13 protein-coding genes are annotated in these 17,064 nt (G+C 39.8%); 11 read left to right on the top strand and 2 right to left on the bottom strand.

Annotation, left to right across the window (positions count from 1 at the left end; all coding sequences use genetic code 11):
- Nucleotides 1-6 precede the first annotated feature (6 nt).
- From B9A18_RS19490 to B9A18_RS19455, 8 genes are all read left to right on the top strand, one after another.
- The gene (locus B9A18_RS19490) at nt 7-855 is read left to right on the top strand and encodes a DUF4843 domain-containing protein (protein WP_084291219.1); all 849 of its coding nucleotides are present in this window, start codon (nt 7-9) and stop codon (nt 853-855) included.
- A gap of 22 nt (nt 856-877) precedes the next feature.
- The gene (locus B9A18_RS19485) at nt 878-2,299 is read left to right on the top strand and encodes a PKD-like family lipoprotein (RefSeq protein ID WP_159452704.1); all 1,422 of its coding nucleotides are present in this window, start codon (nt 878-880) and stop codon (nt 2,297-2,299) included.
- A gap of 36 nt (nt 2,300-2,335) precedes the next feature.
- Nucleotides 2,336-3,478: a TlpA disulfide reductase family protein gene (locus B9A18_RS19480; RefSeq protein ID WP_084291217.1), complete on the top strand. Its 1,143-nt coding sequence runs from the start codon at nt 2,336-2,338 to the stop codon at nt 3,476-3,478.
- A gap of 106 nt (nt 3,479-3,584) precedes the next feature.
- Nucleotides 3,585-5,300, top strand: coding sequence for a trypsin-like peptidase domain-containing protein (locus tag B9A18_RS19475; protein ID WP_084291216.1), 1,716 nt, complete (start codon nt 3,585-3,587; stop codon nt 5,298-5,300).
- A gap of 211 nt (nt 5,301-5,511) precedes the next feature.
- Nucleotides 5,512-5,811: an ArsR/SmtB family transcription factor gene (locus B9A18_RS19470; RefSeq protein WP_084291297.1), complete on the top strand. Its 300-nt coding sequence runs from the start codon at nt 5,512-5,514 to the stop codon at nt 5,809-5,811.
- 13 nt (nt 5,812-5,824) lie between these two features.
- Nucleotides 5,825-6,931 (top strand): NADH:flavin oxidoreductase, encoded by a 1,107-nt coding sequence (locus B9A18_RS19465; RefSeq protein WP_084291215.1) that lies wholly within the window; start codon nt 5,825-5,827, stop codon nt 6,929-6,931.
- A gap of 136 nt (nt 6,932-7,067) precedes the next feature.
- Entirely contained in the window at nt 7,068-7,427 is a 360-nt protein-coding gene (locus B9A18_RS19460; RefSeq protein WP_084291214.1) for a DUF2200 domain-containing protein, read from the top strand.
- A 217-nt stretch (nt 7,428-7,644) separates the two neighbouring features.
- Complete coding sequence (locus B9A18_RS19455; protein ID WP_084291213.1) at nt 7,645-10,200, top strand: adenosylcobalamin-dependent ribonucleoside-diphosphate reductase; 2,556 nt, start codon at nt 7,645-7,647, stop codon at nt 10,198-10,200.
- Between the two features lie 84 nt (nt 10,201-10,284).
- Here the strand turns inward: B9A18_RS19455 and B9A18_RS19450 are convergent, their stop codons facing one another.
- Both B9A18_RS19450 and B9A18_RS19445 read right to left on the bottom strand, forming a co-directional pair.
- Nucleotides 10,285-11,277: a Gfo/Idh/MocA family protein gene (locus B9A18_RS19450; protein WP_235005385.1), complete on the bottom strand. Its 993-nt coding sequence runs from the start codon at nt 11,275-11,277 to the stop codon at nt 10,285-10,287.
- Nucleotides 11,261-11,476 carry a DUF6965 family protein gene (locus B9A18_RS19445; protein ID WP_084291211.1) on the bottom strand — a complete coding sequence of 72 codons (216 nt, stop codon included), beginning with the start codon at nt 11,474-11,476 and terminating at the stop codon, nt 11,261-11,263. The genes B9A18_RS19450 and B9A18_RS19445 overlap by 17 nt, the downstream gene beginning before the upstream one ends.
- A 149-nt stretch (nt 11,477-11,625) precedes the next feature.
- Here B9A18_RS19445 and B9A18_RS19440 point away from each other — a divergent pair, with 149 nt between their 5' ends.
- The 3 genes from B9A18_RS19440 to B9A18_RS19430 all read left to right on the top strand — a co-directional run bounded on the left by B9A18_RS19440 (nt 11,626) and on the right by B9A18_RS19430 (nt 17,041).
- A complete protein-coding gene (locus tag B9A18_RS19440) occupies nt 11,626-12,189 on the top strand; it encodes an RNA polymerase sigma-70 factor (RefSeq protein WP_084291296.1) in 564 nt (187 codons plus the stop codon).
- Nucleotides 12,190-12,258: 69 nt separating this feature from the next.
- Complete coding sequence (locus B9A18_RS19435) at nt 12,259-13,392, top strand: FecR family protein (protein WP_159452703.1); 1,134 nt, start codon at nt 12,259-12,261, stop codon at nt 13,390-13,392.
- Between the two features lie 121 nt (nt 13,393-13,513).
- Nucleotides 13,514-17,041: a SusC/RagA family TonB-linked outer membrane protein gene (locus B9A18_RS19430; protein ID WP_084291209.1), complete on the top strand. Its 3,528-nt coding sequence runs from the start codon at nt 13,514-13,516 to the stop codon at nt 17,039-17,041.
- The last annotated feature ends 23 nt before the right edge of the window (nt 17,042-17,064 follow it).

The following is a 17,064-nucleotide window of genomic DNA, read 5'->3' as shown; positions in this document are numbered from 1 at the left end:
GCGATTATGAAAATGAACATATTTTATGTTTTTATACTGGGCACATTGCTACTTGCCTGTAAAAAGAACGATATATCCACTTACGAATCCATTGATAATATTTACTTAAATTATTACGATAATAAAGGCGTTTTTGATACGGCTGCAGTCCCTTATTCCTTCTCTACCAGTCCGGGATTGGCAAAAGACACCATTTGGGTACCGATTGTGGTATCAGGTAAACGTGAGAAGCGTGACAGACAGTTTATTTTAACTGTCGTAGATACGGCCACGACCGCAGAAAGGGATAAGCACTACGAACCACTCAAACCTTTTTACATCATGCCTGCTGATTCGGGCAAAATAAATGTTCCGGTGATCATCAAAAATATCGATCAAAATTTAACCAGTAAGTCTGTCGCCTTAACATTTAGGCTTATTGGAAATGCTGATTTTAAACAGGATTTGCCGGTTAAGCTGCGGACAAAAAAAATAGTTTATTCTAACAGACTGGAAATGCCGTCATGGTGGATGTTCTGGCAAGGACAGCTGGGACAATACAGTAGGGTAACCCATCAGTTGTTTTTGATTTCCGGTGGAAAGGATCTGGTAAACCCAACAATGCCAAATGCATATCTTGAAATCCCCAGAACTTTGTACTATCTGGAAAATGTAAGACTGTTTGTTAAGGATCCCTTTACCTGGGTTACCAGAAATCCACAGTTAGGATATGCCCTTACCAAGCGTACAGATGGAACTGAGGATTATGATTTCTACAATACTGCATCGCCTGCAATCAAATTTTATGTAAAATTCTTTCCTCAGGTAAACGGCTATTTCTTTATCAATGAGGCTGGGAAACAGATCATCATGTAGTTCACGCATTAAAAAAAAGATCATGAATTTGAAATATATATATGTACTGGCGATCACAGCCATATTTTATACATCCTGTAAAAAGGATCTGGGAAACTATTCCTATTCACCTCCTTCAGCGCCTGTTGTAGAAGGGGTTAAGGATGTTAACTTCCCGGCACTTACCGGCGATACGCTGGTTATACAACCTAAAGTCAGTCTGGACGGAGCGGACCCGCTGAAAGATCTCAGTTTTGAATGGCGGATATTTGTACTGGAGGAACTTAAGGATATCGTTTACACCGGTTATCCATTAAAAATGCTTTACGGATTAGGTCCCGGCGAAAGACCCAGTACTTTGATTGTTACCGATAAAAGAAATGGCCTTATTTATAAGTTCAAGTTTAAGGTAACAGGAACCACACAATTTTCTACAGGGACTGTAGTATTGAGTAGTGACGGCGGCGTCGCAAAATTGTCATTCGTAAAGCCAGACAATACGGTGCTGCCAAATATCTATCAAAACCTTAACAACCAGTCTTTAGCCAGCAATCCGGTGCAGTTATACTATTCAAAGCCACTGCCTTTTCAGCTCCTGAGCAAGGAAGAATACTGGGTGTTATGCAATGATCCTACAAAGGGGAGTACAGTAGTTGATGCGAATACTTTGCTGCACAAAGATAATTTCAAATCGCAGTTCTTTTTACCTCCTTCAGTAGTTTCTCCCGGACGCATTGAGCCGGTAATGGGAACCATATCAAATGGAGTCATCAACAATAAATTATACATCGGTATATCGAGTACGGCGCCATTTGCACCTGATTATGGGAAGTTTGCGAATGAACAGAATGGCGACTACCAATTGTCGAACTTTTTTACGCATGGCAGCTCATTTTATTTTGGTTTTGATAACAAAGCAAAAGCGTTTGTCATTTTTGGTGGAGATGGGAGCTACCTTGGTACAACCTATCTGGTTAAAGAGACCAGTATATTCAATCCTAAAGCCATTGGTCTGCAAAATCTAATCTTTATGAAAGCAGGGGAGTCGGGTACTTCTTATGCATATTTTAAGGAGGCCGACGGGAATACCTACGAATTAAAATTCAGCTACAAACTTACCGGAACTGATAAGGAAATTATTCCTGAGCATAAGCGTCTGTTTAAAGGCTCATCATCGGTAAATGCAGATTCAAAATGGGTTCGTAACAACCTGAATGTATTCTATTTTTCATCGAATGATAAAATATGGCGGTATAACCCGGTAAACGAAAGCTTAACCGAATTGGTTGCGAATTTTAATGGTAAAAAAGTCACAATGCTGAAAATTAGTGAAGATGGAAATACGCTAACCGCAGGTACCAATGGCTTTGTTTATGTGCTCGATGTAACTGTCGGCAAGGATGGCAACATCACTAAAACCATAAGCGGTATTCCGGGTGATGCAGTTGATGTAGTAGTCAGATAATAGAACCAGAATTAAATAATTAAACACAAATACATAATGAAACTAAAATTATTGATAGCCATCGCCATAGCACCTTTTATGGCAATAGCACAAAAACCGGATTTTACCATTACAGGTAAAATAGGTAACCTGAATGCACCTGCAAAGATCTATATTGACTATAGTTCAGAAGGAAAGGGAAAATCGGATTCCGCAACCTTTGTGAACGGAACATTCAAATTTACAGGGAATATAGCAGGAATTGCCTCTTCCAGGATGACCTTATCCCGTGAGGGCATCAGAGATAAAGAAATTTATGGTACCAAAGGCTTGGGGGATGTAATTTACGTTTCCTTTGGTAAGGAAAACATCCAGATCAATTCTGCGGATTCACTTTACAATGCGAGATGGACAGGCTCTAAGGTTTATAATGAACTACAGGCTTTCGATAAAGAAGTCGGTCCTACTGTGATGACCGTACACCACAATGCCAATGTAGCCATTAGCAGGGCCACACCTGAACAACAAAAAGATTCACTTTATTTCAAGTCCCTTGACAAACAAGTGCAGGCATTCAGAAAATCAAGAGGTGAAAAGATGCTGGCTTTTGCAAAAGTAAACCCGGATTCTTATTTTGCGTTACAGGCTTTGTCAGAATCTGTTAGCGGATATGGTATCAAATCAGACGTTATATTGCCATTATTTAATAAACTAAGTGAGCCGCTTAGGTTATCTTATACTGGTCAGGGTCTTTATAAAATTCTAAATTCCACTACAGTAACTGCTCTGGGCTCAAAGGCGCCTGATTTCACACAAAAAGATGTAAATGGTAAAGCCGTATCACTATCAGATTTTAAAGGGAAATATGTGTTGGTTGAGTTTTGGGCCAGTTGGTGTTCTCCATGCCGTGCTGAAAGTCCTAATTTGCTGAAACAATATGCAGTATATAAAGATAAGGGATTTGAGATTCTGGGTGTTTCTGTAGATCACGATAAGGCCAAATGGATTGAGGCCATTAAAAAAGATGGCTTAACCTGGCCTCAGGTTTCCGACCTCAAAGGATGGGAAAGTGACGCACGAAAGGTGTATGGTATATCGGGCGTACCGGCTAACTTTTTAATCGCGCCGGACGGTAAGATCATTGGCAGTCATTTAATGGGTGAAGTGCTCAATAAAAAACTAGCTGAATTACTGAATTAATAGATACTTCTGCCACTGCATACTGCCCGGACAATGCTATATGACATTGCCGGGCTAGTAATGCCCAACATATAATTAAATCAAAGGGTACCTTTTAAAACTGTAAATGATAGTTATTAAAAATACATTTAAAACAACTGTATTCTTGCTGTTGCTATGTGCCCAATCTTATGGTCAAAATTTTCATCCCAAAAAATTACAAAAAACACTACGCATAGCTATAGAAAAAGCCTATGGTGCCAGTGTAAGAATATGGGGTTTTGATACTTTAAAAAAAGTTCAGACAAGTGCGCAGTTTAGTGGAGTTGTTGTTACTGCCGAAGGCCATATATTAACAGCGGCACACGTGAACCAGCCGGGTAATACTTATTTAGTCACTTTCCCCAATGGGAAATCGCATATTGCATTAGGGCTTGGTGAAATTGAGTTTGCCGAAAATAAGAACTTCCCTGATGTTGCTATCATGAAAATGATCGGGGAAGCTGTTTGGCCTCATGCCGAAATGGGCTGGTCATCTTCGTTAAAGTTGGACGAACCATGTTTAAGTATCGCTTACCCGGAAACATTAAATCAACCACTGCCCACCATTAGGTTTGGCCGGATTACTAATAAAAAAAATGAGTTTGGGTTTATACAGTCTACGTGTATCATGGAGCCGGGAGACTCTGGAGGTCCGTTGTTTGATCATTTAGGACGGGTTATCGCTTTACACAGTGCAATCGGAATCGTTGAAGATGATAATTATGAAATCCCCGTCGACTTTTACCGAAAGTACTGGACAGCCTTAAACATCCTTAAAACCTATAGCTCACTCCCTTCAATTGAAGATGCTATTGGCAATGATCCACATCGATCAGCTATTATGAATAGCCCTGGTCTCAAAGATCTACAGCTTAGCTTTGCACCTCAGTCTACTCAGTTAAAGGTGAGTTGTTTACGTATCAGCAGTATGATGAACGGCAAAGAACAACATGTCAATGGAACTTTATTATCCGTGCCTCAAAGGTCTGCCGGTAGCAATATTTTTAGTAGCCTTATAATCAGCAAAAGTTCGTTAATCGGCGATCATCCAATTGTATTAGCCGAAAACAAATCTTTTGTCCTTAAAGTTATTTCGCGTGACCCCGAAAATGACCTTGTTTTGTTGCAGCCGCTATCCACAATTAAGGGAGGGATACAATTAAAACAGTTTAATAGGGATAGTTTAACATTTCAGAAACTTGGTGAATTCCTGATTTCTCCACAATCAGATCAACCTGATCAGATCAGTATTATCGGAAGTATGCATTTTAAATCTCCAAAAAGATTTAGTATTGGATATTTAGGTGCTATGGCGACATTCAAAGAGGCCAATATTGTGATTACCGCGGTGCAACCCAATTCTCCAGCCGGAGTAAGTGGTATAGAGGTAGGTGATCAGGTCTTAAGTATTAATGGAATAGCTATAAATAAGCCCGAAGATTACGGAGCAGAGCTTGTGAAGTTCTGGCCATATGATCATCTTAAATTTAAAATAAAGCGTTCGGATAGTTTGTATTCGAAAAACTTGACTTTGGACTTCTATAGGCCACCTTTGTCAAATCATCCTGCAGAACAATTCTCAGGAGGTAAAAGCATAAGGCGTGATGGATTTAACCAGGTATTTAGTCATGATGCCAAAGTCAAACCTGACGAATGTGGTGGTCCCGTTTTTGATATTAACAATAGTTTCCGTGGCATTAATATCGCGCGTTCCAGTAGAACAACCACACTTGTTATTCCTGCAGTCGTGGTACTAAGGTTGATTGGGGATTATCAAAGCAATCTGATGGCAGTGCCATAGTACTGTGTGGCGATAGCAATGGTTGGTACGAAACCGGATCGTGTAGAGATATTCACATCTCTGCTGTTAAAGAGCGGATTAATGCGAGAATCATAAGATTCAAAAAGAAACCGCTCGTATATCGGGAATATCCGATATTATCATCGGGCTGTCATCTCTTTATACTTAATAGGGATATCGGAAAAAGTCGATGTACATTTGTGTTATGAATATAAAACAGTTAGAGGTATTTAAAGCACTTTCCAATAAGACTAGGTTGGAGATCCTTCAGTGGTTGAAAGATCCTGAAGTGAGTTTTCCGGCGCAAGTTCATGCTGGATTTGAAGTTGGGGTTTGTGTTGGAGAGATCCAAAAAAAAGCAGGACTAACCCAATCTACTGTTTCTGAATATTTATCTATTCTTCAACGGGCTGGCCTGGTCGAATCAACGAGGGTAGGACAATGGACTTATTACAAACGTAATGAAGCAGCCTTTGAGGAGTTGAGCAAAATTATCCAATCCGATATTTAAATAATATATGCATATGAATACTGACAATTTATTCAGACCGTTTAGTCTGAAATCATTAAATATAAAGAACAGAATTGTAATGGCCCCAATGACGCGGTCCTTCTCTCCAAATGGAATCCCTACTTCAGATGTGGCCGCTTATTATCAGAAAAGAGCGGAAGGTGAGGTTGGCCTGATTCTTTCTGAAGGAACAGTGATTGACCGGATTGCTTCTTCCAATGATGCTAATGTCCCTCGTTTCCATGGAACAGCGGCCCTATTCGGATGGGAGAACGTGATTAGAAGCGTTCATTCAGCAGGAGGGAAAATGGGGCCTCAGATCTGGCACATGGGTATTATGGACAACCACCATTCTGGTTGGCTGCCATCTGAACCTTTTGAAGGTCCTTCAGGCTTGAACAGGCCGGGCTTTAACAATGGAAATACCATGACTGAAAACGACATTACCGAAGCGATTCTTGCCTATGGCCGGGCAGCGGCTGATGCAAAACGTTTGGGATTTGATACTGTTGAGATTCATGGTGCCCATGGTTATTTGATTGATCAGTTCTTCTGGGAGGGCACAAATCTGCGCACAGATGGTTATGGAGGTAAAACCTTGCAAGAGCGCAGTCGTTTTGCGATTGAAGTGATCAAAGAAGTGCGGAGACAAGTGGGGGAAGATTTCGCAATCATTCTTCGTTTGTCGCAATGGAAACCTGCCGATTATACCAACCAAATGGCAAAAACACGGGAAGAATTGGAAGCCTGGTTAACCCCCATGGCTGATGCAGGAGTAGATATTTTCCATTGCTCACAACGTCGTTTCTGGGAACCGGAGTTTGAAGGTTCCGACCTGAACTTCGCCGGATGGGCAAAAAAAATAACCGGAAAGGCAACAATTACAGTGGGTTCTGTAGGTTTGAACGGCGAATTTTTAGCTGCTTTTGCAGGAGAAAGTTCTGAACCAAGTTCATTAGAGGAATTGATGCGTCGTATGGATAGAGGTGATTTTGACCTTGTAGCGGTAGGAAGGCCATTGCTGGCAGATCCAAATTGGGTAAAGAAAATTAGAGGAGGGCATTTAGGTGAGTTAAAAGGCTTTACCAAAGCTGCGCTTAGTGAGCTGGTTTTAGATTAACCAGTATTTTTAAAACAAGTAAAGACCGTATCACATAATTTGCGATACGGCCTTCGTTTAAAAAAGATTTTTGTTATGTTGATTAGGTAGAATTACATAAATTATAAGCGTAAATTGAGAATTAATAACAGTTACAATGAATAGTAATAATAACACAAGAGTATATAAAATGTCTTTTGCAGGTGTTTATCCACATTACATTCAAAAAGCGGAGAAAAAAGGACGCACAAAAGCTGAAGTTGATGAGATCATATTTTGGTTGACAGGGTATGATAAAGAAACATTGCAACAGCATATCGACAATAAAACCGATTTTGAAACCTTTTTTACCCAGGCACCACAAATAAATCCAAATGTTTCAAAAATTATCGGTGTAATCTGCGGTTATCGCGTGGAAGAAATTGAAGACCAACTCATACAAAAGGTGCGTTATTTAGATAAGCTGATTGATGAATTGGCAAAGGGTAAGGTGATAGATAAGATCTTAAGGAAGTAATAGCCTGGAAGATTGGTTGTTAAGGTTTTAAATGTAAGTTTTTTATTTTTGTAGTTTTAAAAATTTGTAAACTTTTTGTAATCTTGAAAAACTTAAATAATTAAAGAACAAAGAGTTGTGTGATTTTTCTTGAAACTTTAAAAATATAGTTCTTGCGTTCGGTTGTCAAATAAGTATCTTTGTAATCTATTCTTTACTTAAAAAAACGCTAAATATTATGAAAGCCGAAGCCCTGGAACAAGCCCAAGTCACTTACACTACTGATGAAGCCTATCGCAAATCTCTTGACTATTTTCAGGGCGATGACCTTGCGGCGCGTGTATGGGTAAATAAGTACGCACTAAAGGATTCTGCTGGTACAATTTATGAAGGCACTCCTGATGATATGCATCATCGAATTGCAGGTGAGATAGCTCGTATAGAGGAAAGATATCCAAACCCTTTATCAGAAACCGAAGTGTTTGAATTGATCAGGAACTTTAAATATATCATTCCCCAGGGTAGTCCGATGACAGGTATTGGTAACCCGCATCAGATCGCCTCACTTTCCAACTGTTTCGTGATTGGTAATGATGGCGATTCCGACTCTTACGGAGGAATCATGAAAATTGATCAGGAGCAAGTGCAGTTAATGAAAAGACGTGGTGGCGTGGGGCATGACCTATCACATATCCGTCCTAAAGGATCACCTGTAAAGAATTCAGCATTAACTTCTACTGGTATTGTTCCTTTTATGGAGCGTTACTCTAATTCTACCCGTGAAGTGGCACAAGATGGCAGGAGAGGTGCACTGATGCTTTCTGTTGCGATTAAACATCCCGATTCGGAAGATTTTATTGATGCAAAAATGGAGCAGGGAAAAGTAACCGGTGCAAATGTTTCGGTGCGTATTGATGATGCATTCATGAATGCTGTGGCTTCCGGTGAATCTTATCAGCAACAATATCCGATAAACAGCAGTAATCCCGTTTACCAGAAAAATATAGACCCAACACAATTGTGGAAGAAAATTGTCCACAACGCATGGCGTTCAGCAGAGCCTGGTATTCTATTCTGGGATACTATTTTAAGAGAGTCTGTACCAGATTGTTATGCAGATCTAGGTTATCAAACGGTTTCTACTAATCCGTGTGGTGAAATCCCATTATGTCCTTATGATTCCTGCCGATTGCTGGCGATCAATCTCTTCTCTTATGTAGAAAAACCTTTTACTTCCGAGGCTTATTTCAACTGGGAGTTGTTTAAACAACATATCCATGCTGCGCAACGTATGATGGACGACATCATCGATCTGGAGTTGGAGAAGATTGATGCAATTCTTGAAAAGATAGCTGAAGATCCTGAAAGGGAAGAACTTAAGCGTACTGAGATGAATCTTTGGTTAAATATCCAAACCAAGGCTAAAGAAGGAAGAAGAACAGGTATTGGCATTACTGCTGAAGGCGATATGCTTGCTGCAATGGGACTACGTTATGGTAGCGATGAAGGAACGGCATTTGCTGTGGAGATCCACAAAACCATCGCCCTTGAAGCTTACCGTTCTTCTGTAATCACTGCAAAAGAAAGAGGTGCCTTCACGATATTTGATGCTAAACGGGAAGAGAATAACCCATTTATACAGCGCCTGAAAATTGCTGATCCCGGTTTGTACAACGATATGATAGAGTATGGCCGACGTAACATTGCTTTGTTAACGATTGCACCTACTGGAACAACCAGTCTGATGTCGCAAACCAGCTCTGGAATTGAGCCTGTGTTTATGCCGGTATACAAAAGGAGAAGGAAAGTAAATCCGAACGACAAAGATGCACGTGTGGATTTTGTAGACGAGGTGGGTGATTCCTGGGAAGAATATGTGGTTTTCCACCCTCGCTTTAAGCAATGGATGGAAGTAAACGGTCATGACCTTACCAAAAACTACGCGCAAAAAGAGTTGGATAAGCTTGTCGAACTCTCCCCATATTATAAATCTACTTCAAATGATGTTGATTATTTGAAAAAGGTTAAGATGCAGGGTGAAATCCAAAAATGGATTGATCACTCCATCAGTGTAACGATCAATATGCCTTCAGATGTAACTGAAGAATTGGTTGGCGCAGTCTACATGGAAGCTTGGAAATCAGGGTGTAAAGGGGTGACTGTTTATAGAGATGGTTCACGTTCGGGAGTCCTTATTTCTAATGACGCACCTAAAGCTGAAGAGACACAAGCGGAAAGTCAACACACATTTTCAACTACAAGACCGACAATTTTGGCAGCTGATGTAGTGCGTTTTCAGAACAGTAAAGATAAATGGATTGCCTTTATCGGCTTAATAGATGGAAAGCCTTATGAAATATTCACTGGATTTGTGGATGATGAAGACGGTATTTTATTGCCAAGATGGGTTAATGATGGTGTAATCATTAAAAGTCGCGAAGCCGATGGCAGTTCACGATACGACTTTCAGTACAAGAACAAACGTGGTCATAAAACAACAATAGAGGGGTTGTCTTACAAGTTTAACCCTGAGTATTGGAATTATGCCAAATTGATATCTAGTACATTGAGACACAGTATGCCTATTGAAAAAGTGGTAGATCTAATTAACAGTCTGCAGTTGGATGAAGCCATAAATACCTGGAAAAATGGGGTTGCTCGTGCGCTAAAACGCTACGTTCCTGATGGAACTGCTGCAAATAAGCAGCAGTGTCAGAATTGTAACTCTACCAACCTGCATTACCAGGAAGGATGTCTGACTTGTAAGGATTGTGGTTCGTCAAAATGTGGCTAGTCCTCAAGTCTAAAATTTCTCAAATAAAGATTATGAAAAAGTACCCTTTCCAGTTGGTAGGGGTACTTTTCTTTGGAGTTTACCTCACTCTCCATTAAACCTTAATCCTACATGAGCACGCACTTTATCCAGCATGGCTATCATTTGTCTGGACATATCATGATTGATGACAGGACTTTCTAATATGTTGTTGTTGATCAGTTGACAAAAATGCTCTATTTCGTAATTAAAACCACCCGCTGCAAAGGGAATATCCAATTCAACGATGCGGCCGTCCCGATAGTCAATGGTGGCTAAAGCAGGGTTCCACCAGTTTTTGTGAATAGTTATGTTTCCTAAGGTGCCGCAAATGAGGGCATCGCCTTTACCATGCAGATCAAAGCCAGTATAAAATTGTCCGTAACCGCCTTCATGTTCAGTTTGAAAAATGGAAAACATATCAACCGCTGTGCTGCCGAGTCTGCCCATCGCCTGAACTTGTTTGGTATCGCCAAGCCAGTCAACCGCTAAAAAAGCCTCATAAATTCCAATTGCCATGATACTGCCTCCAGCAAGCTCATGACTTAAGCTTGGATGGCCTTCCTTGATATCGGTTACAGAAGATCCAGCCCGCAAATATCCTATTTCACCAATTGGGTCCGTTAGTAGATGTTCTTTTATTTTCCTGTACAACGGATAGAATGGGGGTTTCATTCCCTCCATAAACAGAAGGTTTTGTTCTTTAGCTACTTTGAGTACCTCTTCTAAATTAATGAGGTTTATAGATGCCGGCTTCTCACATAAAACATGTTTGCCGGCCTTCAGTGCCGCAATGCTATAGAAAGCATGACTGTCAGGCAGGGTGGCTATGTAAATCGCATCAATATCGCTTGCCAACAACTCATCAATATTCGAGCAGGTTTTACCTCCATATTTATCAACAAAAGATTTTACGGATTCAGGACTTCTTGACCAGGTTGCTGCCATTTGCGCATCTGGTATTTCTTGTAATCCCTGCATAAATCGATGCGAAACGCTGCCACAACCAATAATACCCCAGCGAATGATCTTATTAAGCGATTTACTCATTAATTCCATTAGCTGCATTCACAATATCCAATAGCCTTTGCAATCGCCAGCCCACAGGTTCGCATACCCGGGCATTACCTCCTCTTAAGATGGTGAAAGATTTCTCCAAAAATCCCTGAACATCGGTGATTATAACTCCGGTATCTAACTGTGCTGTTTCTGGTAATTCTATGCCGTGGAATGCTGCTTCCCAATCTTCTGCTGTCATAGGGGCGAAGTTAAGAAAAAGCCTTTATATTTACTTTTTTTGGAACAATGGCGGTATTGCGATTGCTGTTTGTTTGGGGAGATGGATGTCTGAAACCAATTTTTTATAAGTATTGCGAGTTTAACTCAAATACAATAAGTTTGCTGCTTATGAGTTTAAGTTCCGCTACTGATCTGGAGCTACAGTCTTTCTTAAAGCAAGACAGTAGGGAGGCTTTTGAAGAAATTTATCATCGTTACTGGCGACATATGTACCAGGCAGGTTTTTTCATTTTGAAAGACAATGACTTAACGCGCGACCTGGTACAAGAAATTTTTATCAAATTTTGGGAACATCGCTATCACATTGAGATTACTTCTTTAAAATCATACCTGATGAATGCTGTTAAATATAAAGTGGCTAACAGCATTCGACATGAAAAAGTGAAAGAAGTGTTTTTTACGGAGGCACAAAAAGTAAATCTGGATTATTATTACCCTGATGATCAGCTCGAATTGTTACAATTGAAACAGTTTATCCATCAGGCTACCTCTTCTTTACCTCCAAAGTGTCGGGAAATATTCTTTTTAAGTAGAAACGAGCATTTAAGTAATAAAGAAATTGCGTTAAAGCTTGATATTTCGGAAAAAACGGTAGAAAACCAGATGACCATTGCTTTAAAAAGATTAAAAAAGGCATTAGGTAATCTATATTTCTATTGTTTTTTGGTGTAATTCTCTTTAAATAAAAAAAGTATTTATTTTTTTTGGGGGGTATGCTGTTTTGAAGTGACTTGTATGTATATGGGGAAAATACATCTTGACAAAACAGAAATTCTTAATCTGGCATCACGGATTAGTGAAGGTGCTGCGACTGATGAGGAAATCAGGAGATATAATGTAATTTATCGTCAGTTTCAGCAGTCAGAGGCTACTCCAATGGATACAGAAGGAGTAAATCTGTTGAGAGAACAAATGATAGAAAATATTAATCAGCAGCTAATCCCTCCGGCAAGGGCCAATATTCGTTTATGGATAACCAGGATTGCCGCTTCGATAATTTTAATTGGCTCGGTTGCTGCTGGTTTTTATTTCCTGAACAGTTCGCAAAAGGATTTAGCTAAACAAGCGGTTGTTGTCCCGGGAGGAAACAAAGCTATATTAACCCTAGCCGATGGTAAAAGGATAATTCTGGATACGGCCCATGGTCTCATTAGTAAGGAGGCAAATATTGCTGTGTCTAATGCTGCCAATGGCATTATTAGCTATGAAAAATTAAAGTCCGCATTAAATGGAACCCAACTGGAGTTCAATAAGATTGAAACACCCAGGGGCGGAACTTATAGGGTTAACTTGTCTGATGGAACGAGAGTCTGGCTAAATTCAGCATCCACATTACGTTATCCTGTGGCATACTCAAAAGAACAAAGAGTGGTAGAGTTGGAAGGTGAAGCTTACTTCGAAGTAGCAAAAGACCGCAGTCATCCTTTTAAAGTAAAAAGCAAAGGACAGATAGTGGAAGTGTTAGGTACACATTTTAACGTGAATGGATATGATGATGAACCATTTACAAAAACGACGCTGTTAGAAGGATCAATCATGGTATCGACAGTTAAAAATAAAATGGTATTAAAGCCAATGCAGGAGAGTCTGAATAGTAATGGAGTACTTTCCGGACAGCAAACTGTCGATGCTGATGAAGCAGTAGCCTGGAAGAACGGATATTTCCAGTTTAACGATGAAAATCTGGAAAGTGTAATGCGACAGATTTCCCGCTGGTATGATGTCGAAGTGGTATTTGTTGGGAAGCCTTCAAATAAAAAGTTTAACGGGATGATTTCCCGTTCAAAAGGTATAAAAATAGCGCTCGAAATTATGGAAGCAACCGGAAACGTAAGGTTTAAGATGGAAGGGAGGAAGCTTATTGTAAAGACTTAATCCCTGTCCCACACATGAAGCTTTAAAAAATCAGAGGCGTTCGAACCGCCCCTGATCAATTAGGTTTCATTATTAATTATTGCTCGTAAACAATTATCAATCACACTAAACCTAATAACAAATGTATGAAATTTTACATGCTATAAAGCATGGGATGAAGCCCTATGCCTATAAAATACTGTTGACTATGAAGCTCACCACTTTGCTGATTTTTTTTGGCTTATTACAAGTTAACGCAACCTCACGTGCCCAGATTACCATAACCAATAAGCAAATTACGCTGGAAAGGGTTTTTAAGGAAATCCAGAAGCAAGCCGGATATGATTTCTTTTACAACAATGACCTGATCAGGAAGTTACCGCCTGTTTCTCTGAACGTGAAAAATGCTAGTCTTGCAGCTGTGCTAGAGGAAAGCCTTGTGGGACAGCCTTTTCAATACAAGGTGGTCAATAATTCTGTAGTCATTACCGCCAGAATAATTTCAGCACCGCTTGAAAAACATGTGCCTGTTAGAATAGAAGGAACGGTTAGGGACGAGAAGGGCAAACCAATCCCGGGGGTAACGATTATAGTAAAGGGAAAAAGTGCTACCGCCACCAAAACGGATAAAGATGGACATTATGTATTGATGAGTGTAGATGATGAGGATACCCTTATATTTCGTTATCTAGGATATGCTGTTAAAGAAGTAGTTATTGGTAGCAAAAGAACCATTGACGTGAAGCTTGAGCCTGTTGAAAGTAAGCTGGATGAGGTGACCATCTCTACCGGTTACCAGCAGATCAAACTGGAACAAAGCACTGGTGCAGCTTCAGTTATTGGACATAAAGAATATGATAGCCGTATCAATACTACTGACTTTTTAACGGGATTACAGAGTAAAATTCCTGGTTTGCTGATTAACAACGATATCGAATTTGAAGGGAATAGTCTTTTTCAGATCAGGGGGATTTCTACCATTAATGGAAGTAAGCAACCATTGATTGTGATGGACGGCTATCCTACTGAACTTTCCCTGGCTACGATTAATCCGAACGAAATTGAATCTGTCACGGTTCTAAAGGATGCTGCAGCTTCAGCTATTTATGGTGTGCGAGCTTCTAACGGTGTCATTGTCATCGAAAGAAAAAAAGCCAAAGTGGGTAAAACAAGTATCGGTTTTCGTTCTACACTCAGTCTCACACCCAAAGAGAATTATGAGCGTTATCGTTGGGATAAGGATGGGGCAAATATAGCTGTTAATTTTGCCAAAGAAACCAATGGAACATCGGCCTTATTATCCTGGCTTTTGATGAACAATGTCGCTGCAGGAAGTATAAGTATCTTTACTCCTCCCGTAAACATCATGGCGCAGCAAGCAGCAGGTGTAATTACTAAAGAAGAAGCAGACAGACAATTTACCAAACTTGGAAATTATGACAACGCCGCAGAGTATGGGCGTTTGTTTTTGCAAACGGCAGCTACTCAAACTTATAATTTAGATTTTTCAGGTGGCACGGAGAATGTACTTTATTACATCACTGCTAATTATAACGATAGCGACTTATCACAAATTAAAAATGGTAATAATCGTTTTGGACTGTCAGGTCGTTTGAACCTAAAGTTTTCAAAACGATTTTCGATGGAGTTAAATACTAATTTTCAAGAATCAAAATCAAATTCAGTTCCTATACCAAAAATCAACAACCTCTATACCTATGAGCGTTTGCAGGACGAGAATGGGAATCCTATGCCTATATTTTCAGGCTCTTACATGAATCCGTTTTATAATAAAATGATTATGTCTTTGGGGTTATTTGACAACATGAATTATCCTGTAAGAGATATTAATGAGGTTAGCGATCGCATCCATACGGTCAATAACAGAGTGACCACAAATTTTCGTTATGACTTGGGACAAGGCCTAAATATTAACCTTGGAGCAGTATACGAAACTGCACGTACAGATACCAGGCATTTGGCTAGTGAAAATTCGACCCAGGTAAGGCAATTCGTTAACCGTTATACAGAAAGTGGAACGAATGGATTGATTTATAATTTGCCTAAAGGAAGCTATTTAAGCCAAATTGCGGCAAGTACCGAAAGTTATACCATTCGCGCTCAAGTCAACTATAATAAGCGAATCACTGAAGATCATTCGCTTAACCTGATATTTGGTTCAGAAGTAAGACGTGTACTAAATAAATCGAATTCGAGCGGTAACTTTGGTTACAGCGATGAAACCTTACTGCAAAGGCCTGTAAATTATATTACCATACAAAATACGGCTTTTGTTACCCCTTACGCAAAATCGAATCCAGCTATTTCCTATGACGGCTTATTTGCACAGACTTATGACGAAGACCGCTTTCTTTCAGCTTATTTCAACGCGGTTTATTCTTTTAGGAATAAATATTCGCTGACCGGAAGTGCACGTATTGATCAATCTAACTTGTTTGGCTCCGACCCGAAAAACCGTTATAAACCTGCCTGGTCTATCGGAGCTGGATGGAATATTGATAGAGAAAAATTTATTCAGAACCAAGAATGGATCAATTCCTTTAAAATCAGATCGGCTCTGGGATTTAATGGAAATGTCGCGAAAAATGCGCTGCCTGAAGTGATTGCCAAAGCGGGGTTAAATCAGTTTGACAATACGCAAGCCATGCTTTCTCTTTTATCACCGGCAAATAGCAGGATCCGTTGGGAACAAACCTACAATTTAAATATTGGTATGGATTACCGGATATTCAAAAATATTACGGGCAATATAGATTATTACATTAAAAAAAGTAAGGAACTACTGGCGAGTAATCTAATTGATCCAACTAAAGGTATAAATTCAGCGATTATCAATGAGAGTTCGATCCGGAATAATGGTCTGGAAATTAGTTTGCATGCTGACTGGATGAATCGCAGGACATTTAATTGGAATACAGGGTTTGTTTTTTCACATAACAAGAGCAAAATATTAAAGGTTCACAATGCGAGTATCCTGCCTAATGCCAGATCCTTTATGTATGCTACGGGTGGCAGGACCAGTTACCTGAAAGGTTATGCTGTCGGAGCTATTTTTAACTATCGCTATGCCGGAGTAGACAGTAAAGGAGAGGCTTTAATTTATGATAAAGATGGTAATACCAAGAACTTTTATGTGAATGATGCGGGATTAGATGATGTCGATTACGTAGGTCCTTCAATTCCTGCTTATAACCTGGGTTTAAGCAATAGGGTAGATATTGGAAATTTTTACGTTTACGCAATGCTCAATTATTTCGGTGGTTTCAGTGTAAAAATACCAATATTGGATCCTTCCGTAACCCGCCCACTGAAAGGCGCTGGCAATTATTGGAGAGTGGCAGGAGACGAAAATATACCGGGTGTACTTCCTGCATTAAAGTATCGTAACTATAATAATTACATGCAGGCTACTGATCGGTTCAATTTAAACGGGGCCTATGTTACACTTGGCGATCTTACGGCTGCCTATAGTCTGAGGGGTACCCAGCTTTTGAAAAAAGCAGGACTTTCTAACCTTGAAATCAGGGCGCAAGCTTCAAACCTTTATACTGTGGCGATGAACAAGGAAAACTACAGTGCTGCTACACGTAGTTATGAAAAATCTTATCTAACGCCTACCTATACGATGGCGCTAAATGTTAATTTCTAATTTTTTTCAAATGATAAAATTTA

The sequence above is a fragment of the Pedobacter nyackensis genome (assembly GCF_900176505.1).
Classification (GTDB): Bacteria; Bacteroidota; Bacteroidia; order Sphingobacteriales; family Sphingobacteriaceae; genus Pedobacter; species Pedobacter nyackensis.
Note: the sequence above shows the minus strand (reverse complement) of the source record. Positions and strands in the feature narration are given on the sequence as shown.